Source organism: Pseudoxanthomonas sp. 22568 (assembly GCF_052044485.1).
In the GTDB taxonomy this organism is placed as follows: domain Bacteria; phylum Pseudomonadota; class Gammaproteobacteria; order Xanthomonadales; family Xanthomonadaceae; genus Pseudoxanthomonas_A; species Pseudoxanthomonas_A beigongshangi.
In genome coordinates this window covers 1-21565 of record NZ_JBQENC010000012.1, presented here as the reverse complement: position 1 = coordinate 21565, position 21565 = coordinate 1, and the positions used below count along the sequence as shown (strand labels likewise).

Below are 21565 nucleotides of genomic sequence, written 5' to 3'. Positions count from 1 at the left end.
CGCCGGCAGGCGCATTCAGGAACCTTGACGTTCATCCTCGCGTGCACGTCGGACGCATCGGAGCTTTGCGGGTTCGTCCGACAACGAGCGTCGTGAAGAAGGAAAGCCATCGATGGCACACGCCATCGTCCCCCTCTCCACGGAGCGTCCCGCAGTGCCCAAGCAAGCGATTGCCCCTTCACGTCCCGCGTTCCGTACGCATCCGCTTTCGCGCGCGATCGGCCTGTTCCTGCTTGCCGGCGGTGGCATGGATGCCGCCCTGGCGCAACAGGCGTTCAGTTCCGCCTGGTTCGCCAACAAGGCCGCGGTGCAGGGCGCGGTGGGTTCCACCGGCCGCTTGCCCAACGGCGCGCCCGCGCCGCTGCGTCCGACCGGACCGCAGCAGCAATCCCAGGCCGCGCGTGACCGCCTGCAGCAGTCGATCAACAACCTGGGCGTCGCCGCGCAGGCCATCGCGCTGCGCCAGGCCTTGCAGCAGCAGGCGCGGCAGGCCGCGCTGGCGCGCCCATCCGACGTGCCCGATGGCCTGGGCGAGGGCGGCCTGAAGATCGACGAGGACGCGCTGACCCGCGGCTGGCACAACGCCAAGGATCCCACCCAGCAGGTGGCCGACGGAAAGACCACCGTCACCATCGAACAGACCGGCAGCAAGGCGATCCTCAACTGGGAAACCTTCAACGTCGGCCGCAACACCACGGTGAAGTACGACCAGCAGGCCGACTGGGCGGTGCTCAACCGGGTGAACGATCCGCTGGCGCGGCCTTCGCAGATCCAGGGACAGATCGAAGGCGCCGGCACGGTGCTGGTGCTCAATCGCAATGGCGTGGTGTTCGACGGCAGTTCGCAGGTCAACGTGCGCAACCTGGTCGCGGCGGCCGCGCACATGAGCGATACGCAGTTCCTCGGCAACGGGCTGTATGGCGCCAACGGCGCGCCGAGTTTCACCGATGCCGGCGGCGCGGTGAAGGTCGAGGCCGGTGCGCTGATTCGCACCCGCGAACCGCAATCGGTCACCCAGGGCGGTGGCTACGTGCTGCTGCTGGGGGGCGAGGTCGACAACGCCGGGCAGATCCTCACCCGCAAGGGGCAGACACAACTCGCCGCCGGTGACAGTTTCGTCATCCGCAAGGGCGCCGGCACCGAAGGCAACCAGGCATCGACCACGCGCGGCAACGAAGTCGCCGCCCTGCGCGACGCGGCCTCCACCCAAACGGGCCGGGTCGTCAATACCGGCCTCATCCAGGCGCGCGAAGGCGATGTCACCCTGGCCGGCCACGAGGTGCGCCAGGAGGGCGTCGCGGTCGCGACCACCACCGTCAACGCGCGCGGCACCGTGCACCTGCTCAATTCGGCGGGCGACGCGGAAGGCTCGGTGACGCTGGGCGAAGGCGCGCTGACCGCGGTGCTGCTGGAGGACGATGGCAAGACCACGGCGCTGGACAGCCAGCGCGATGCGCTGATCGCCGAATCGGAAAAGCTGGACGCGCTGCGGATGCAGACCGACCCCGGCGCGTTCGACAACTATTCGCGGCTTTCGGATCGTCGCGATCAGTCGCGGGTGGAGATCGTCTCCGGCGGCGACGTGAACTTCGAGGGCGATTCGCTGACGCTCGCCACCGGCGGCCAGATCGCGGTCACCGCCGGCAATCGTGCCCAGGCCGATGCGGGCGCGCGACTGGACGTGTCCGGCGCGGTTGGCGTGAAGGTGGCGATGGAAAGCAACACCGTGCAGGTCAACGTGCAGGGCAACGAACTGCGCGACTCGCCGCACAACCGCGATGGCGGCAAGCTGCAGAACAGCACGATCTGGGTCGATCGCCGCGATCTGGTGCTGGTACCGGCCGGCACCGGCGGCTATGCCTCGGATCGCTGGTACGCCGCCGGCGGCCTGCTGGAGGTCAGCGGCTGGCTCAACAACCAGGGCCACGGCATCGGCGAGTGGGCCGCGCAGGGCGGCACGATCACCCTGGGCGGCAAGGAGGTGGTCACCCGCGCCGGATCGCAGATCAACCTGTCCGGCGGCGCGCTGGACGTGCAGACCGGCTACGTCCAGCAGACCTGGCTTCGCGACGGCGACGGCCGCCTGCACACGCTGCAGGATGCGCCGACGGAGTTGATCTACGCCGGCGTCTACCAGGGCTACGAGGTGGATCACGAGCGCTGGGGCGTGCAGGATGCCTACCTCAATCCGATCATCGCGCCGCGCCAGCGGCTGGAGAACGGCTACACCGTCGGCCGCGACGCCGGCCGCCTGATCGTGGACGCGCCCACCGTCGTGCTCGAGGGCGACATCGAGGCCAAGGTGTTCGAGGGCGAGCGGCAGACGCGCGCGCGCGACGCCGTGGACGGCTACCGGCAGGCGCAGAGCGCGGTGGCGCGTTCCGGCGAACTGATCATCGGGCGGGTCAATGCGCGTGGGTTCGATGCGCCGCATGCCAGCCGGGTGGTGATCGGCGACTTCGACGATGTCGCGACGGGCGAACCGGACGCCGCGTTGCCGGAGGACCGCATCGGCACCGTGCTGCTGGACGCGGACCGGTTGAACCGCAGCGGCCTGGGTGGGCTGACCCTCACCAGCGCCGATGCCATCCATATCGATGCCGATCTGTCGCTGGCCGACGGCGGCGTGCTGGATCTGTCGGCGGCCGAAATCGCCATCAACGCCGATGTCACCGCCCGCAGCGGCAGCGTGAAGGCCGACAACGTGGTGGAGGTGGCCACGCTTGCCGAGCCAGCATCCACCTTCCTCCTGCGCGAGGACGGCAGCGCGGACTTCACCCTCGGTGCCGGCGCGACCCTGGATCTGTCGGGCACCTGGCACAACGGCCTGCTCGACGGCGCCGGCGCGGTCTCGCTGGCGCATATCGACGGCGGCGACCTGTCGGTGCGCATGGTGGAAGGATCCGTGCGTCTGGAACAGGACAGCCGGGTCGATCTGCGTTCGGGCGCGGCCCTGCATGGCGACGGCAAACTGAGCGGCGGTCGTGGCGGCGATCTGAGCCTGATCGCCAATGACGATCGCGTCGCGACCATTCCCAACGGCGCGCTGGATCGGCCGGGGCGCGAACTGCGGCTGGATGGCGAGATCCTGGCGGCCGGCGTGTCTGGCGGCGGCACCCTGACCCTGCAGGCGCCCACGCCGGTGGTGTTCGGTACGGATGCGGTGCTGGGAAGCGGCGTGCTGGAACCGGGCACGCGCCTGCCGGCCGATGTGGTGCTGGGTGAAGCGGTGACGATCGGGATCGGCGGACGCCTGCCGGTCGATGCCTCCACATCGGTGACCACGGTGATTCCGGATCGGCCGTTGCCGGCGGTGACGGTGGATACCGGCACGCAACCGGAAGTGGTGCTGGCCGGCGAGTGGACAGTACCCGAGAACGTATGGGTGAACGTGGACGGCAACTGGCTGACCGGCGGCACCGTGCTGCCGGCCGGCACGCGTATGCAGTTCCTCGCCAACACGACGATTCCGGCGGGCACGGTGTTTCCTTCGTCGGTGTTCCCGCAGGGATTCGCGGTGTTTCCCTATGTGCTGACCATGCAGGCCGGCGAGATCGCGCCGGTCGCGGTGACCGTGCCGGCGGGGCAACTGCTGCCGCGCGGTACCTGGTTCGACCAGGCGATCACTTTCGACCCCGCGCTGAAGCTCGACGCCGGATTGCTGCGCAGCGGTTTTGCCGACTATCGCATCGGCAGCCGCGCGGGGCTGGTGGTGTCGGAAGGCACGGAACTGGCCACGGAGATGCCGCTGCTGCGCCCGACGACCGACGCATTCCTTCGTTCCTCGGGCAGCGCGTTGTCCGCGGTGCTGGAGGCATGGACGCCGCCGGTGGTGGCGGAAGACCCGGCCGCGGGCAGGCTGCGCCTGCGTGCCGGCGCGGATCTGTCGCTGCACGGCGCTTCGCTGGAGGTCGGCGAAGGCGCGCATATCCGCGTCGATCCCGGCCATCGCGTGCGCCTGGCGGCCGCGCGTCAATTGGTGATGGACGGCGCCATTACAGCGCCCGGCGGGGAGATCTCACTGCTGAGCGCGCCCATCGGCGTGGTCGACAAGTTGGCGGCGGGCGGAACCGGCGTGTCGCTGTGGGTCGGCGAGAACGCCCTGCTCGATGCCGCGGGCCGTGCCTGGACCGCGCGTGACGCGGCGGGCCGTCGCTACGGCCTGGCCCAGGATGGCGGCGCCATCCGCATCGGTCTGGAGGAATACGGCATCGACGTGAAGGACGTCCCCGACACCTCGCGCGCGATGGTGGTGATCCGCGAGGGCGCGCGGCTCGATGCTTCCGGCGCGGCCGCCACGGTGGATCTGGCGGAAGGACTGCCGGTCCTCGCACGTCCGATCACGCTGGCCGGCGATGGCGGCCTGATCCAGTTGGGATCGCAGGCCGGCATCCTGAACGATGGCGAGTTGCGCGCGTCCGCCGGCGGCGCGGGCGCGGCCGGCGGTCAACTGAACCTCATTCTGGAAAACCGCGAAGGCAACGGGCACGAAGGGGTACGAACGCTGACCGTGAGCCAGACGCGGGTGCGCAGCGGGCTGGCCGACGACGCGGTGGCGGGCGATGCGTTCGCACCCGGGGATTACCTGGGGGCGCGCATCAGCGCCGAACAGATCGAAGCCGGCGGGTTCGGCACGCTGGATCTGTGGAGCCGCGACGTGATCTCCTTCGAGGGCGATGTCGACCTGGCGCTCAGCCAGCGCCTGGCGCTGCGCCGCGGGTTGTTGTCGGTGGCCGAAGACACGCCCGAGGCACGGGTGACGCTGTCGGCGCCGCATGTGCTGCTGGTGGGCAAGGTCGACATCCCGGTGACGGCACCGGATGTTCCCAAGCCGGGGCTGGTCAACACGATCGGCAGTGCGTATCGCGACTATTCTCCGGGATCGCGCAATGACGCGGCGCTGACCATCCAGGCGAACCTGATCGATGTGCGGGATGCGGTGCAGTTCGGCGGCGCCGGCCAGGTCTTCCTGGAAACCGCACCGAACAGCTGGACGCCGGAGGCCGTGGATCGCTTCGGTTTCGATCAGGTCAACCTGGTCAGCCAGGGCGATCTGCGTTTCGGCGATGGCCTGCTGTATACGGGCGGCGATCTGAACCTGACCGCGCGGCAGATCTATCCGACGACCCATGCCAATGCGGAGGTGGCGGCCGGCGTCAGTTTCGACAACACCGGCAAGCACTTCGATCCCGAGCGCACGCTGACCATCCGTGGCCTGGGCGATACGCCCGAAGCGCCCTTTTCGGTATTCGGATCGCTCGCCCTGCGTGCGGCCAACATCGATCAGGGGGGCGTGGTGCGCGCACCGCTGGGCCGCATCGTGTTCGGCGGGACACCGGATCCCGATACCTTCCTGGTCGACCAGCAGTTCCATGTCCTGCTGCGCGAGGGCAGCCTGACCTCCACCAGCGCGGCCGGCCTGCGCATGCCCTACGGCGGCACGGCGGATGGACTGCGCTACCTCTACAACGGCCAGGTGGTGGAGTTCGATGACCTCGCCGCCCTGGATGGGGACGGCAGTGACAGCGCCAGCCGCGGGACGGTCGATGCGATCGAGCGCGGCGTGCTGATGGGGCAGGTGACGCTCACCGCGGAGGCCGGTTCGGTCATCGATGTGTCCGGAGGTGGCGAACTGACCGGCGCCGGCTTCTTCACCGGTCGCGGCGGATCGGTCGACATCCTGCGCACGCCGCTGGCCAATGCCAATCCGGCGAACGGCTTCAGCGATCCCGATGCCGAGGTGTACGCCATCGTGCCATCGGTGCCGGGCCAGTATGCGCCGGTCTCGCCCGACGCCGGCGCGGGTGCGCCGCGGGTCGGCCAGCAGATCACTTTGACCGAAGCGGTCGGCGGACTGCCGGCCGGCACCTACACGTTGATGCCCTCGACCTATGCGCTGTTGCCGGGCGCGTTCCGGGTGGAACTGGCCGGAGGCGCGAGCCGCGAAGCCGCCGCGGTGACGATGCCGGGCGGAACCTTCCGCGCCAGCGCCTACCTGGGCATCGCCAACACGGACATCCGCGATGTCCTGCCGACCACGGTGACGCTGATGTCCGGCGAAACGGTGCGCCGGTTCTCGCAGTACAACGAAACCAGCTACGCCGATTTCGCCATCGCCGAGGCCGCGCGTTTCGGCACGCGCCGCCCGCGCCTGGAGCGCGACGCGCAGAGCCTGCACCTGGACTTCGCCCGCGCCGTCGGCGAGGCGATGGATTTCAAGGGCCAGGTGCTGATGGCCGGCGAAGATGATGGCGCGGACGGCAACCTGTTCCTTACCTCGCTCGGCGCGCTGGAAATCAAGCAAGCCAGCCAGGCCGCGACCGAGGGTTTTTCTTCTGTCGACAGCGAGGATCTGGCCGGCATCCAGGCCGGCATCCTGACCGTGGGCGGCACGTTCTCGCTGGTCGAAGCCACGGCAGCTCCCAGCCAGGGCAGTTTCGCGCTCGGTCCCCGCGTGGTGTTCGAGAGCGGCAAGGGCACGGTGGCGGTACGCGATGGCGCGCAACTGCGCGCGGATCAGGTTTTCCTCACCAGTGGCGAGCAGGTGCTGGTGGAAGGCGGCGCGACGCTGGAAGCGCGCGCCACCGACGGCCTGTTGCTGGATTCCAGCCGTGGCTACGTGTTTTCCGACAGCGCCAATGGCGAACAGGCCATCGGCGGCGCGGTGCTGGCGGTGTCCGCCGGCGACGTGCGCTTCACCCCGCCGACGGGCGCCAGCGCGGACGCGGGCATCAACCCCAACGCCATCCGCATCGGCGACGGCGCGGTGCTGCGGTCGCCGGGCACGCTGGCGTTCTCCACCAACGGCGAACTGGCGCTGGGCGATGCGGAATACAACGCGCGCTACTTCGCGCTCACCGCGCCGAGCCTGCACATCGGCACCGATGCCGCCTTCGCGCGGGCGGAGGAAGCCGGCGCGATCGGAGATGGCGTGCGGCTTTCGCAGACGCTGCTGGAGCGCCTGATACATCCGTCGGCTGGCCAACAGGCGGTGGAACGGGTGTCGTTGAGCGCGGGCAATTCGATCAATCTGTTCGGCGAGGTCGATTTCGATCTCGGCCGCGCCAGTGGCGACGCGGATACCCAATTGTGGCTGGAAACACCGGCGCTGTATGGCTGGGGCGAGGCGGACGAAACCGCGCGGATCGCCGCCGGCACCGTGGTCTGGAATGGCCTGGCCTCGGGCCTGGGCACGCCGGCGAGCCCTTACGCCAGTGCGGCGCCCGGTGCGGTGCTGGCCGGCGGTGCGGGTACCGGTGCGGGCCGGCTGAGCATCGAGGCCGAGCGCATCGAATTCGGCTATGCGCCCTATGCGCGCGGCCAGGACCAGGTTGAACTGGATCGGCTGGCACTGGGTTTCGCCGGCGTGGATCTGCGCGCCACAGAACGCATCACCGCCAACCATCGCGGCACGCTGTCGGTGTACGCCAGCGGTACCGATGCCGACAGCTACGCCGGCGGCGACCTGCATCTGTCCACGCCGGTGTTGACCGGCGCGGCGGGCTCGTTCATGGCCTATCGCGCGGGTGGCGCGCTGACCGTGGACGCGCCGGACGGTGCGCCGGCCTACGATCGCGCGGACTTCAACGAACTGGGCGCGGAAGTGCGCCTGTCCGGCCAGCGCGTCAACGTCGATACCGCGGTGGCGCTGCCCAGCGGCCGGCTGGTGCTGGAAGCGGAGGACGGCATCGCGCTGGGCGAACGCTCCATGCTGGATCTGGCGGGCCGCACGCTGAACTTCTTCGACGCGCAGCGGCACAGCTGGGGCGGCGATCTGGTGATGGAGGCGGAGAACGGCGCGATCACCCAGGCCGCCGGTTCGCGGATCGACGTGTCCGCGCAGGGCAACGACGCCGGCACGATCCGTATCACCGCCACCGGCGCGGAAGGCCGGGTGGCGCTGGATGGCCACCTGCTCGGCGGCAGCGATGATGCCCACCTGAGCGGCGGGATCGATGTGCGTGCGCACGTGCTGCCGGATTTCGCCGGCCTGAACGCGCGCCTCAACACGGGCGGGTTCTTCGAGGCCCGTGGCTTCTCGATCGGTACCGGCGATCTGGTGATTGGCGACGAGGTGCGCGCCCGCCAGGTATCGATTGCCGCCAATGGCGGCAGCCTGACCGTGAACGGACGCATCGACGCCAGCGGCGCGCAGCCGGGCGACATCCGCCTGGCCGCGCGCGATGACCTGGTGCTGGCATCGACGGCGATGCTCGATGCGCATGGCACGCGGTTGCAACTGGATGGCCGCGGCGCGGTGATCGATGCGTCCAACCGGGGTCATGTCGAACTCACCAGCGCGGCGGGCCGGGTGTCGCTGGAGGACGGCGCGCGGATTGACCTGAGCACGCCGGACGGCATCGCCCGCGGACAACTGGATATCAACGCGCCGCGGCTGGGCGCCGACGACGTGGCGGTGGATGCCGCGAGCGGCGTGGACATCCGTGGCGCGGCGAGCATCGCGGTCAATGCGTTCCGCGGATACGTCGCCGAGGACGGCACGGTGGACCAGGCGCGCCTGGACGCCATCCATGCCGACAGCGTGGCGTTCATCGATGCGGCGCTCGGCAACGAAGCGCTGGCGGCGCGCCTGCAGGGCCTGTCCAGCCATGGAGATGCGTTCCACCTGCGTCCCGGCGTGGAAATCCGCAGCGGGACCTCCGAGGGTGATCTGACGGTCACCGGCGATATCGATTTCTCCGGCTACCGCTACGGGCCGGATGCGGATCCCGCGTTGCGCGGCAGCGGCGAGCCTGGCGTGGTCGTGCTGCGTGCCGGCGGCGATCTGCGGGTCAACGGCAGCATCAGCGATGGTTTCGCGCCACCGCCGGTCACCCCGGACGACGATGGTTTCTCGCGACTGCGGATGCTGCTGGCCGGCGGGCAGGCGACGGAGGGCGAGATCAGCTTCGAAGCGCCGTTCAATCCCGACTTCGGTGATTTCTGGTTCCTGTTTCCTGGCGCCATGACCGGAGCGGACCTGCCTGTCGTGGAATCGGGCTGGGTCACCGACGGATTGGGGGCGTATTACGGGCCGGGTGATCAGATTCCCGGCATGCTCTACGGCACCATCACCCTCGGCGCCGGTACCCGCCTGACCGCGGTCGATCCGGTCAATGCCGACATCGCGTTGCAGGAACAGGTCGAGCGCCGCAACTGGGCGGCGGCGCCGATGCTGGAAGCCGGCATGCAGTCCTGGTCGATGTGGCTGGTCGGTGGCGCCGATCTCGCCGCGGCCGACAGCCGCACGCTGGCCGCCGCCTCGCAATTGGGCGGACGTGGCGACATCATCCTCGACGGACCGGGCAAGGTCGGCCCGTTGCGCCAGCAGTCCGCGCTTTCGGTCATCCGCACCGGTACCGGCGATCTGGAGGTGCTTGCCGGCGGCGACTACGTGCAGAAATCCCTGTTCGGCGTGTACACCGCCGGTACCCAGGTCGCCGGTGCGGAAGCCTGGGATCAGGAGCGTGCGCGACAGGCCGACGGCACCGTGCTGGGCTTCGGCAACGAAGCCTATGAGGCCACCCTGGCCGCACGCCGGATGTACTTCACCACCGATGGTGGCGATCTGCAGCTGTCCGCACAGGGCGACGTGCGCGGTTTTACCGAGTACGGGCAGAACAGCGGTACCGGTATCGGCAGCTGGCTGTGGCGCCAGGGTGGGGAGGAACTGGGCCAGTCGACCGCATGGGGAATCAACTTCGGCCAGTATGTCTACAACCCGACAACGTTCATGCTGGAGTTCGCCGGATTCTCCGGAATCGGCACGCTCGGTGGCGGCAACGTCCGGGTAAGCGCGGGCGGGGACATGGGGGCAAGCGTGAGCCAGAATCCCGCCCAGATATGGACCAGCAACGAGGCGCTGGCCATCGTGGTGGGCGGCAGCGGCCGTTTCGACGCGCAGGGCAACCAGATGCAATCGGGAGGCGGCAATCTCAGTGTGAGTGCCGGTGGTCGTGTCAACACCGGGCTGCTCGATCCGAGCACGGTCGGGGGCTTCGGACGGACCGCCGGGCTGGTGGCGAATCTCCGCGGAGACACCCGCCTGCAGGCCGGTTCGATCGGACAGTCGTTGGTGAATGGCTATGGCGTCAACCGGCCTGGCGATCCCCGAGCGGTAGATGTGCAGATGCCGTCGGCCTACTTCGGCTATTCGTCGCTGGTCCTTGCCGTCGGCGACGGTCTGATGCAGGTGAAAACCCTGGGTGGCATGCAAGTGGCGACGGGCGTCGATTTCGGCCGCGTGGCACTCAATGGCGGGGCTACCCGGGTTCCGGGCGCGGAAGCGGGAACCGACAGTGCCATAAGCTCTTTCAGCCTGTGGACCAATCGCAGTGGCCTGGATCTGTTCACCGCCGGTGGCAATCTGCTCCAGTTCCAGTCGAGCATGCTGGGCGGCGGCACGACTCAATACGACGCTGGCCGCTTCGGCGCGACAGCGGCCGCTGGCTCGATCGTGCTGGAAAATCTGTTGCTGGCGCCATCGCGTGAGGGCCGTCTGGAACTGCTGGCGGATGAACATGTCATCGGCACGGCGGCGATGTCGAGCGCGTCCATGGACAGTATTGCGACGCCGGAAAGGCCCTTGTGGGTGCGAGGCGCACTCGAAGAGCTGGGCTCGGGCGTGGCGGGGGTCACCTCCAGCAACCTTGGCGCGGAGGTGGCGGACGTGGAGCTGATGGAGGGCAGCGCGGCCTACAACTGGCAGACAGGCGGGCGGTTGTTTGCATTCGCGCCGGACACGGCCAGTGATCTGCATGAAAGCCAAGCGCCATCCTTCCGGATCTACGCGCTGACCGGTGACATCGACGCCGACATTGGTCGCATATACCGGGATCTGTATGGAACCCGCACCTACTACCTTGCGGCCGGGCCCGTGCAACTGCAGGCCGGGCGGGACATCCTGGCCGGCAGCCATGTGCTGCTCAACAACGATGCCAACGACGTGTCGCTGGTGCGCGCGGGACGCGACATCCTCAACACCAGTTTCCGCATCGCCGGACCGGGCCTGCTGGACGTCGCGGCTGGACGCAATATCTATCAGACGTCCGTCGACGATCCCGTCTCCAATCTGCCGGATCTGAATCTCGGCGTGTTCCGCAGCCTGGGCCCGGTGGTCGCCGGTGACGATCGGCCGGGCGCGGGCATCGTGCTGTCGGCGGGAATGGGGGCGAAGGGTCCGGACCTCGAAGGCTTCGCCGCGCGCTATCTGGATCCGGCCAACCTGGCCGACCCGGCACGGCCGTTGGCGGACCAGCCTGACAAGGTGGTCCGCACCTACGAACGCGAACTGGTCGAGTGGCTGCGCGAGCGCTTTGCCTACGAGGGCGACACCGGCGCCGCGCTGGCCTGGTTCCAGGCACTGCCGGTGGAGCAGCGTGGCATCTTCCTGCGCCAGGTCTACTTCGAGGAACTGCGCCTGGCCGGACGTGAATACAACAACCCTGACAGCCGTCGTTTCCAGAGCTACCTGCGTGGCCGTGATGCGATTGCCAGCTTCCTGCCGGGCATGGCCGAAGGGGATGATCCGGGCAGCTACCAGGGCTCGATCGTTTTCAGCGAAGGCGCCGGCGCGCATACCGATTTCGGTGGTGGCATCCAGGTACTGGCGCCCGGAGGCGGGTTGACCCTGGGCGTGGACGGCGTCGCGCCGCCGCCCACCACCGGCCTGTTGACCCAGGGCAACGGCGACATCGAGGCGTTCACCCGCGACAGCGTGCTGCTGGGCCTGTCACGCGTGTTCACCACCTTCGGCGGCGGCATCACCCTGTGGTCGGCGCGCGGCGACATCAACGCCGGTCGCGGCGCCAAGACCACCGTGGTGTACACGCCACCCCGCGTGGTTTACGACGACCTCGGCAACGTCAGCCTGTCGCCGCAGGTGCCCAGTTCCGGCGCGGGCATCGCGACCCTGAATCCGATTCCGGAAGTGGCGCCGGGCGACATCGATCTGATCGCGCCGCTGGGTACCATCGACGCGGGTGAAGCCGGCATCCGCGTGTCCGGCAACGTCAACCTGGCCGCGCTGCGGGTGGTGAACGCCGACAACATCCAGGTGCAGGGCAAGGCGACCGGATTGCAGACCGCCGCGGCGGTGAACGTGGCGGCGCTCAGCACCGCCAGCGCGGCGGCGACCAATGCGGTGCAGGCCGCGCAGGACACCGTGCGCCGGCAGGCGCAGCAGTCGCGTCCCTCGATCATCAGCGTGCAGGTGCTCGGCTTCGGCGACAGTCCCGGCAGCAGCGCACCGTCGCCCCGGGTTTCTCCCGGCGCGGTGACGCAAACCGGCTACGACCCCGGCAATGCGTTCCAGGTGCTCGGCAACGGCGCGCTGGGCGAGGCGCAGCGCGCACGCCTGAACACCGCCGAGCGCAGCCGGCTGGATCAGCCCTAGCGATCAGTCCTGCATGGGCGTCAGGGACGATGCCCGCCGGACCGTGCAGGGGAAATCCGCCGGAACGCGGACAAGATGCGGACAACACCACCCGGTGTCCGCGGGCGCATCGCAGCGAGACGCGGTGCATCGGACTTCATGGCAGAGGAGGCACATGCAGATGGACAGGCACGCACAGGGGGAATCATGAGTGACGCATTCGTGAGCGTTTACGAGTTCCGCAAGCGGCTCGAGCAGCACATGCTCCACGCCAGGCAGCCCATGGTGGTATCGCACGGCGGCATGCCGATTGGTTACTTCATTCCCGCCAAGGTCTGGCACGACCGTGCCACGGTCGAGGTATTCAATGAGCTCATCTCCGCGATCCTGGAGATGAGCGGATACGACGAAGCGGACGTCAAGGAGGCGATCGAGTCGTACACGTCGGCCAACGCGGAGATCACCCGCGAGCGGATGCTGCGCCATCTGGCGCGCGTGCATCCGGAAGCGATGCAGAAGACGGGAAACATTGCGAAACGGTGACGGTGGGTTCACCGGAACGACACCGTAGTTTCTTCGCGCGGGAACAATGCGGGCGCAGGCTTGAACCTGCCGCCCGTGGTCACGGGCGGACAGGCAACCGCGCACGATTCGATGCGCGGTTGTTTCCTTCCTCGCCATGGTGATCCTTCTCAAAAGGAGTTCTCGTTATGCGTCGTTCCAAGTTCCTGCGTGTGCGTCCGCTGGCCGTCGTCGCCTTCGCCGCGATGACCGTTGCCGGCTCCGCCGGTGCTGCCGATCTGTTTGGCGGCGGCGCCACCTTCCCGGTGCAGTCCTATGTGGGTGACAACTTCCTGACCACCGTCCCGGTTCGCGCGCGCCTGTCGCGCAACACCACCAACACGGTGGCCACCACGCCGATCGCCACCCTGACGCCGCCGGACACCCTGTTCGCCCGTTTCGCCTCGGGTACCGGCAACAAGATTTCCTACTGCCAGACCGGTAGCGGCACCGGCAAGACCGTGCTGATTGGCGTGGGTTCGGTGATCAACGCCAACGGCGAGTGCGGCAACTACCAGTCCGGCACCAGCCCGGCCGGTTTCAGCGGCACCGCCGCCGCGCCGAACTACATCGGTACCGATTCGCCGATCAGCCAGGCTGACGTGACCAGCTTCAACGGCGGCCCGCGCGCGGCGCGCGAGCTGTGGCAGATCCCGACGCTGGCCGGCGCCATCGCGCTGCCGAACCACTCGGCCCTGGGCTTCACCAACCTCACCACCGAGCAGGTGTGCCAGATCTTCTCGGCGCGCGTGACCAACTGGTCGAGCATCCCGGGCTCTGGTTCCACCGCGGCGATCCGCGTCGTGTACCGCGCGGACGGCAGCGGCACCAGCTTCGCCTTCACCAGCTATCTGGCGACCGCCTGCAATGGCAAGTTCAGCATCCCCGCCGGTTACTTCAAGCCCAACCAGAGCTTTGCCGCGGCGGTTCCGGCGGCTGGTTCGGCGGCGCCGTTGTATGCCGCCTCGGCGGCCGTGTCCGGCAACCCGGGCGTGGTGACCTCCGTCGTTTCCACCGCCGCGTCGATCGGTTACGCCGATTATCCGGAAGTGGATGCGCAGGGCGCCGAGTTCCCGACCGTCAACAGCGCCAGCCCGGCCGCGCTGCCGGCGTCCATCAGCATCTCGGCGCCGCTGTCCGGCCAGGTGCTCAATGCCAGCAACGCGCCGGTCGCGGTGACCGGCATGGCGAACCCGGCCTGCCTGCGCCTGATCAGCCCGAGCACGATCCCGGCCGGCGTGACCTATCCGATCCTGGCGTACACCTACCTGGCCGGCTATCGCAACACCAACGGCACCAGCACCACCGCGCTGCGCGATCTGCTGGGCTACTTCCTGGCGACCCAGGCCAACCGTCCCGCTCCGCCGGCCGGTTTCGCCTACCTGGATGGCAGCGCCACCTACCGCAGCTCGGTCCAGAACACGATCACCACCTGCGTCCTCTGATCCACGCAATCGAAAGACGCTGGTACGCCGGCGTCCTTCCACACCGGCGGCGGGGAAATATCCCCGCCGCTTCCATGAGCGGAACAGCATCGAGGAACCAACACATGCATACCAACAGCGTAAAGAGTGCGATCCGGAGAGCCACGATGGTGTTGTTGGCGCTGGCCGCCTGCCTGGTCGCAGGACAGGTGTTCGCGCAGCAGAGTGATGATCCGGAACATTGCGGCACCATCACCCACTACCCGGGCGCGGTCACCGTGGTGGGCAAGGCGTGGGGCAACGCCACCCAGGGCGACTTCCGCATCTGCAGCACCACTTATCAGTGTGGTGCCAACGCCAAGTCGGCCGAAGTGTTCGGCGTCGGCTACAGCAGTCATGCCGAGGGCGTGATCGCCACGGAGAACTATGCCGCCGCCAGCGACGGTACCGAAGCGATCCTCGCCAGCTGCGAGGCGATCAGCAAGGATCCGGGCAAGGTGCGTTCCTGCATGGCGCAGAAGCAGAGCTTCCAGCTGCCGACGTCGGTCGCCGAGCAGGCGAGCTGCACCGTGGCGGTGGGTGCTCCGGCCAAGGGATGGACCGCTGCCTCCGCCACCTGCTTCTGCGAAGGCTGATACGGAAAACAGGGATTCGTGCGGCGTACGGGAGGCAATCGGGATCCCGGCGCGCGCATCGGGATGAAACATGTCCGTGTGGCCCCGGCCGGTATCCGCCGCCCGGGGCTTTTTTGCGTGCTTCTCGCGGGAGCGCGCATGGCGGGTTTTCGCACGGCTGACGCCCTCGCGCGATCGCGGCCGAATATGACAGCACTGTCATAAAAATGTTTGCGGATCCCCACGGCTGCATGCGTCTAGAAAACAGAGACGAGTGGAATGCGCGTCGTCGCATCCACCAAGGCCATTTCGCTTCGGGTGAACAAATCGATGGATGGATCAAGAGCAGCATCCGCGCTCGCGCGGATCGTATGCGTGCTGATGGTGGGCACCACCGCGCAGGCGCAGGACGCCCCGCCCGCAGCCGAGGCACCGGAGGCGCCGAGCGCGCCGGGCGGAGCGGTTCAGCGGGTGAGCATCCAGGAGTACCGGGTGCGCGGCAACAGCGTGCTGGCGGCGCGGGAGATTGAGCAGGCGGTGATGCCGTACCTGGGCCCGGGGCGGACGCTGGCCGACGTGGAGGCCGCGCGCGATGCGCTGCAGGCGGCCTACCAGCAGCGCGGCTACCAGTCCGTGTACGTGGACCTGCCCGAGCAGCAGGTCAGCGGCGGGGTGGTGGTGCTGCAGGTGACCCAGACCCGGGTCGGGACGGTGAACGTGGTCGGGGCCCGGCACCACGACCCGGCACGGTTGCGCGCGGCGGTGCCGGCGCTGGCCACCGGGCAGGTGCCGGACTTCACCCGCGCCCAGGACCAGCTGGCCGCGCTCAACCGCACCGCGCGCCGGCAGGTGGTGCCGCTGGTCAAGCCCGGCGCCACGGAGGGGACCATGGACGTGGACCTGAAGGTGGAAGACACCGCGCCGTGGCGGGCCAGCCTGACGGTCAACAACGACCACAGCGTGGACACCACCCCGCTGCGCAGCATCCTGAGCGTGGGCCACGACAATTTGTGGCAGCGCGAGCACAGCGCCTCGCTGACCTGGTTCGCCGCCCCGGAGGACGTGGACGAGGCCAGCGTGTGGTCCGGGTCCTACCGGCTGCCGCTGGGCGGGCCGGACTGGCAGCTGGAAGTGGCCGGCTACCGCTCCGACAGCAACGTGGTCTCCAGCGGCACCACCCAGGTCACCGGCAAGGGCCACGCGGTGGGCCTCAAGCTCAGCCACACCCTGCCGCAGGCCGGGGCCTGGTGGCACCAGTGGACGCTGGGGGTGGACTTCAAGGACATGGACGAGGCGGTGGCCCTGACCGGGATGGCCAGCGACTTCGCGCCGCTGAAGTACGCGCCGGTGACCCTGGCCTACAGCGGGTTCCGCCAGGGCGAGCGGCACCAGTTCGCGCTGGGCCTGCAGGCGGTGTTCGGCGCGCGCAGCGTGCTGGGCTACGGCAGCGGGGCGGACGCGTTCGACTGGAAGCGCGCCTATGCCGATGCCAGCTTCTTCGTGCTCAAGGCCGATGTCAGCGACACCTACAGCCTCGCCAGCGGGGCGCAGTGGTACGCGCGGGTGTCGGCGCAGCTGACCGACCAGCCGCTGGTGTCCGGCGAGCAGTTCGCCGCCGGCGGCATGTACACCACCCGCGGCTACCGCTCGGCCGAGGCCATCGGCGACTACGGGGCGATGTTCACCCTGGAGTGGCGCAGCGCGCCGCTGACCCGCTGGGGCCTGCGCGAGTGGCGCTTCCACGGCTACCTGGACGGGGCCTGGCTGGGCCTGCGCCGGCCACTGCCCGAACAGGAGGCCGAGGCCTCGCTGGCGTCGCTGGGGGTCGGCACCAGCTTCCGGGTGGGCGAGCACTTCGACGTGCGCCTGGACTACGGCCACAGCCTGCTGGACGGGCCCACCACCACCCGCGGCGCGGACCGGCTGCACGTCAGCGTCGGCGCCAGCTACTGACCCTCATTTCTTTTTCTGGAGATTTTTCCATGCAACGCGTCCTTCTCCTGTTGTTGATGCTGCTGGGCCTGTCGCTGCAGGCCAGCGCCCGGGCCCAGGAACCCGGTCCGGCCTGGTGGCAGGCCGACTGGAAGTACCGCAAGCCGCTGACGGTGGACGCCGGCCCGCAGGGCGCGGGCCTGGCCACCGGCCCGGGCCGGCTGCCGGTGCTGGTGCGCCTGCACGCGGGCAACTTCGCCTTCGACGGGGTGGGCGAGGGCGGCCAGGACCTGCGCTTCATCGCCGCCGACGGGCACACCGTGCTCAACCACCAGGTCGAGCGCTACGACGCGGCCGCGGCCATGGCCCTGGTCTGGGTCGACGTGCCGGCGGTGACCCCGGGCGCGGCGCAGACCCTGTGGATGTACTACGGCAACCCGCAGGCCCCGGCCGCGGGCAACGGCCAGCTGGTGTTCGACCCGGACTACACCGCCGTCTACCACTTCGCCGGCACCACCGCCCAGGTCCAGGACACCACCGCCTACGGCAACCACGCCAGCGGCCCGTTGACCGCGCTGGAGGCGGCCCTCATCGGCCGCGGCGCGCAACTGGGCACCGCGCCCTTCCAGCTGCCGGCCTCGGCCTCGCTGGCAGTGCCGGCCGGCGGGACGATGAGCTTCTCGGCCTGGGTCAAGCCCGAGGCGGCCGGTCCGGGCCAGAGCGTGTACCTGCGCCGGGACGGGGAGCACCTGCTGTGGCTGGGCGTGGACAACGGGGTGCCGTTCGTGCAGGTGGACCAGGCGCGCAGCGCGCCGGTGGCCGCATTGCCGAGCGGGCAGTGGAGCCATCTGGCCTTCACCGCCGACGCCGGGGCGGTGGTGCTGTACGTGGGCGGGCGGGAAGTGGCGCGGGTGGAGACCCCACTGCCGGCGCTGGCCGGTCCGGCCTGGGTCGGCGGCGAAGGCACCCCGGCCCCGGCCGGGGCGGTGGCCGCCGCGCCGTTCACCGGCGCGCTGGACGAGGTGCGCCTGTCCAAGGTGGCCCGGCCGGCGGCCGCGCTGCTGGCCGAGGTGGCCTCGCAGGGCCCGGCCGCGCGGCTGGTGCGCCTGGGCGAGGACGAACAGAACGCCGGGGTGAGCCATTTCGGGTTCATTTTGAAGTCCATGCCGGTGGACGCCTGGGTGGTGGTCATCGTGTTGGGGCTGATGCTGCTGCTGTCCTGGGCCATCATGCTGGCCAAGGGGCGGTATTTCGGGCGGGTCAGCCGGGCCAACGCGGCCTTCGCCGTGCAGTACCAGCAGGTGGCCGGCCTGCCGGCGGCCAGCCTGCAGGAACGCGCCCGCCAGGGCACCCTGGACGCGGATATCCGCGAGCACGCCAGCCTGTGGCGGCTGTACGCCATCGCCATGGACGAACTCAAGGGCCGCCAGGCCCACGCCCACGGCCTGAGCGCGGCCGCGCTGGCGGCCATCCGCGCGGCCATGGACGCCGAGGTCATCCGCGAAGGCGAGCGCATGAGCCGGCGCATGAACTGGCTGTCCACCACCATTGAAGGCGCCCCCTACGTGGGCCTGTTCGGCACCGTCATCGGCATCATGCTGGTGTTCGCGGTGGCGGCCATGGCCGGGGCGGTGGACATCAACTCGGTGGCCCCGGGCATGGCCGCGGCGCTGCTGTGCACGGCCGCCGGCCTGGGCGTGGCCATCCCGGCCCTGTTTGGCTACAACTGGCTGGCCGCCCGCGCCGAGGCCATCGGCGCGGACATGGCCGTGTTCGTGGACGAGTTCAGCGCCCGCCTGGCCGAGGAGTTCGACGCCGCCGGTCCGGTGCCGTCGGTGCTGCACTCGGTGCGGGCCTGAGGACCGCGCCATGGCCGCCAAGCGATTGGGTGTCAAAAAACGCGAGAAGGGCATCAACGTCACCCCCTTCGTGGACGTGCTGCTGGTGGTGCTGGTCATTTTCATTTTGACCAGCAACGCCACCATCCCCGGCATTGAAGTCAACCTGCCCAAGGCCAGCAGCAGCCAGGCCCTGGAGAAGCCGCAGACCAAGGCCATCACGGTCGACAACGCCGGGCAGATTTTCCTGGACGCCTACCCGGTGAGCCTGGCCGAGCTGGAACAGCGCCTGCGCACCGAACAGGCCATCACCCCGGACTTCCCGGTCATCGTGCGCGGCGATGCCCAGGTGCAGTACGCCCGGGTGGTGGAAGTGCTGGACCTGCTGCGGCGCATCGAGCTGACCCAGGTCGGCCTGGTCACCGGCAAGGCGCAGGGGTGAGGCCATGACTGCGCCCGACCCCCGTCCCGGCCGCGGCCTGCGCGCGGGCTGGCCGGCCCTGCTCGGGGCGCTGCTGCTGGCCGCGCTGCTGGTGGGCCTGGTCGGCTACCTGCTGCTCAAGGACCCGGCCAGCACCCGCCGGCCGGTGGCCGCCGTGCCGGTGCTGACCCTGCCGCCGCCGCCCCCGCCGCCGCCCGAACCCGAGCCCGAACCCGAACCGGAAGTGGAACCGGAAGAGGTCATGCCCGAGCCCGAGCCGCTGGAGGACGTGCCCAAGCCGGCCGAGGAGGCGCCCACCCCGGACACCGCCGACCCGGTGACCATGAACGCCGACGCCCAGGCCGGCACCGACAATTTCGGCATCCAGTCCGGTCGCGGCGGCGGCATGAGCGGGGTCGGCGCCGGCGGCGCCGGCAACGCCTCCTACGGCCGCTACCTGGGCTACGTCCTGCAGCAGGCCATCGCCCGCGACGAACGCCTGCGCCCGCTGGCCTTCCAGCTGACCCTGCACGTCTGGCTCGGCCCCGGCGGGGAACTGAGCCGGGTCGAACTGGCCCGCGGCAGCGGCAACCCCGACGCCGACCAGGCCGTGCTGGAGGCCGTGCGCGCCCTGGGCCGGGTGGACGAACGCCCGCCGGCCTCGCTGACCTTCCCGGCCCGGGTGCTGGTGCAGGGCCGCCGGCCCGCCGGCTGACCCGCCCCCCATCCCGACCACTGCCCCCTTTTCCCGCCCCTTTTTCCTGCCTTGTGAGTTGCCCATGACCCGTCTTCCCCTTTCCCGCCTGCGCCACCTGGCCGCCGGCATCGGCCTGGCCCTGGTCCTGTCCACCGCCGCCCAGGCCCAGGAGGCCCCGGCTGCCGAGAGCACCCTGGTCAAGCTCATCCGCGGCCTCATCGACAGCGGCGCGCTCACCCCCCAGGTGGGCCAGGCCCTGCTGGAGGAAGCCCGCCGCGAGGCCGCCGCCCGCCCGGCCGCCAGCGCCGCCGGCCCGGCCCTGGAACCGGGCGAGGTGCGCGTGCCCTACATCCCCGAGTCCGTGCGCGAAGGCATCCGCGAGGAGGTCAAGGCCGAAGTGCTGGCCCAGGCCAAGGCCGAACGCTGGGCCGCCCCGGACGCGGTGCCGGAGTGGACCCAGCGCGTGCAGGTCACCGGCGATGTGCGCGTGCGCAACGAGTCGCGCCTGTTCTCCGAACGCAACAGCACCATCGAGACCGACTGGGCCCGCATCAACGCCGGCGATGGCTACGACATCAACCCCAACACCCACCTGGACCTGCCGCCGCTGCGCAACACCCGCCAGGACCGCAACAACTCCTGGCGCATCCGCGCCCGCCTGGGCGTGCTGGCCCAACTGGGCGAACACACCCGCGCCGGCGTGCGCCTGGCCACCGGCAACGACGACGGCCCGGTCTCCACCACCCAGACCCTGGGCGGCGGCCTGGCCAAGAAGGACGCCTGGCTGGACCAGGCCTGGCTGGCCTGGTCGCCGCTGCCGGGCCTGGAGTTCACCGGCGGACGCTTCGCCAACCCCTACTGGTCCACCGACATCCTGTTCTCCAACGACCTCAACTTCGACGGCCTGGCGGTCAAGTACGAACGGGCCGTGGGCCAGGGCCTGGACCTGTTCGCCACCCTGGGCCTGAGCCCGCTGGAATACTCGGCCGACAACTTCCCGGCCACCAGTCAGGACAAGCAGGCCAGCCGCGACAAGTGGCTCAACGGCCTGCAGGTGGGCGCCAACTGGCGTTTCGGGGAGGACCAGACCCTGCGCGCGGCGCTGGCCTACTACCAGTTCCGCAACATCTCCGGCGAGTACTCGGCCCCCTGCGCGCTGTACGCCGGCGCCCAGGTCTGCAGCACCGACGGCACCCGCCCGGCGTTCATGCAGAAGGGCAACACCCTCATGCTCCTGCGCAACATCGCCCTGGACCCGCTGGACCCGGCCAACACCCCGCTGCCGCAGTACGTGGGCCTGGCGGCCAATTTCAGGTTGGTGGACGTGAACCTGAGTTGGGAGACCCCGGCCCTGGCCGGCACCCGCCTGCGCCTGGAGGCCCACGGGGTCAAGAACACCGCCTATGACCCGCAGCGGATGTGGACCCGCGCCCACGGCGGGCTGGTCACCAACCTGGCCACCCCGGCCGGGGCCACCCCCACCGTGGCCGACCTGGACAGCGGCGACACCGCCTACCTGGTCCAGGCCACCTTCGGCGACCTGGCCCTGGCCCAGGCCGGCGACTGGAACGCCTGGCTGGGCTACAAGCGCATCGACCCGGACGCGCTGCCGGACGGGTTCAACGACTCCAATTTCCATCTCGGCGGCACCAACGCCAAGGGCTACTACCTGGGCGCCTCCTACGCCTTCGACCGCAAGGTCTGG

The 21565-nt window shown here is 69.7% G+C and carries 9 protein-coding genes; all 9 read left to right on the top strand.

The features are described 5' to 3' along the window. Nucleotides 1-112: 112 nt before the first annotated feature. Nucleotides 113-12394: a filamentous haemagglutinin family protein gene (locus ACTJI2_RS14940; protein ID WP_440842580.1), complete on the top strand. Its 12282-nt coding sequence runs from the start codon at nt 113-115 to the stop codon at nt 12392-12394. Between the two features lie 186 nt (nt 12395-12580). Beyond that, nucleotides 12581-12916 carry a hypothetical protein gene (locus ACTJI2_RS14935; RefSeq protein WP_183645087.1) on the top strand — a complete coding sequence of 112 codons (336 nt, stop codon included), beginning with the start codon at nt 12581-12583 and terminating at the stop codon, nt 12914-12916. Nucleotides 12917-13083: 167 nt separating this feature from the next. After that, entirely contained in the window at nt 13084-14379 is a 1296-nt protein-coding gene (locus tag ACTJI2_RS14930; RefSeq protein ID WP_183645090.1) for a PstS family phosphate ABC transporter substrate-binding protein, read from the top strand. Nucleotides 14380-14483: 104 nt separating this feature from the next. After that, nucleotides 14484-14993 carry a hypothetical protein gene (locus ACTJI2_RS14925; RefSeq protein WP_192199648.1) on the top strand — a complete coding sequence of 170 codons (510 nt, stop codon included), beginning with the start codon at nt 14484-14486 and terminating at the stop codon, nt 14991-14993. Nucleotides 14994-15353: 360 nt separating this feature from the next. Then, nucleotides 15354-16925 carry a ShlB/FhaC/HecB family hemolysin secretion/activation protein gene (locus ACTJI2_RS14920; RefSeq protein ID WP_440842648.1) on the top strand — a complete coding sequence of 524 codons (1572 nt, stop codon included), beginning with the start codon at nt 15354-15356 and terminating at the stop codon, nt 16923-16925. Between the two features lie 29 nt (nt 16926-16954). Next, nucleotides 16955-18763 carry a DUF2341 domain-containing protein gene (locus tag ACTJI2_RS14915; protein ID WP_440841225.1) on the top strand — a complete coding sequence of 603 codons (1809 nt, stop codon included), beginning with the start codon at nt 16955-16957 and terminating at the stop codon, nt 18761-18763. 10 nt (nt 18764-18773) lie between these two features. Continuing rightward, nucleotides 18774-19184, top strand: coding sequence for an ExbD/TolR family protein (locus ACTJI2_RS14910; protein ID WP_183645121.1), 411 nt, complete (start codon nt 18774-18776; stop codon nt 19182-19184). Nucleotides 19185-19188: 4 nt separating this feature from the next. Further along, nucleotides 19189-19878 (top strand): TonB C-terminal domain-containing protein, encoded by a 690-nt coding sequence (locus ACTJI2_RS14905; protein ID WP_203323832.1) that lies wholly within the window; start codon nt 19189-19191, stop codon nt 19876-19878. A gap of 64 nt (nt 19879-19942) precedes the next feature. Then, on the top strand, nt 19943-21565 hold a 1623-nt coding region (locus ACTJI2_RS14900), incomplete at its 3' end, for a putative porin (RefSeq protein WP_440841607.1).

Bases quoted from the DNA above. Each gene is read 5' to 3' on its own strand.
- ACTJI2_RS14940 (WP_440842580.1), top strand. From the start codon at position 113: ATGGCACACGCCATCGTCCCCCTCTCCACGGAGCGTCCCGCAGTGCCC.
- ACTJI2_RS14935 (WP_183645087.1), top strand. From the start codon at position 12,581: ATGAGTGACGCATTCGTGAGCGTTTACGAGTTCCGCAAGCGGCTCGAG.
- ACTJI2_RS14930 (WP_183645090.1), top strand. From the start codon at position 13,084: ATGCGTCGTTCCAAGTTCCTGCGTGTGCGTCCGCTGGCCGTCGTCGCC.
- ACTJI2_RS14925 (WP_192199648.1), top strand. From the start codon at position 14,484: ATGCATACCAACAGCGTAAAGAGTGCGATCCGGAGAGCCACGATGGTG.
- ACTJI2_RS14920 (WP_440842648.1), top strand. From the start codon at position 15,354: ATGGTGGGCACCACCGCGCAGGCGCAGGACGCCCCGCCCGCAGCCGAG.
- ACTJI2_RS14915 (WP_440841225.1), top strand. From the start codon at position 16,955: ATGCAACGCGTCCTTCTCCTGTTGTTGATGCTGCTGGGCCTGTCGCTG.
- ACTJI2_RS14910 (WP_183645121.1), top strand. From the start codon at position 18,774: ATGGCCGCCAAGCGATTGGGTGTCAAAAAACGCGAGAAGGGCATCAAC.
- ACTJI2_RS14905 (WP_203323832.1), top strand. From the start codon at position 19,189: ATGACTGCGCCCGACCCCCGTCCCGGCCGCGGCCTGCGCGCGGGCTGG.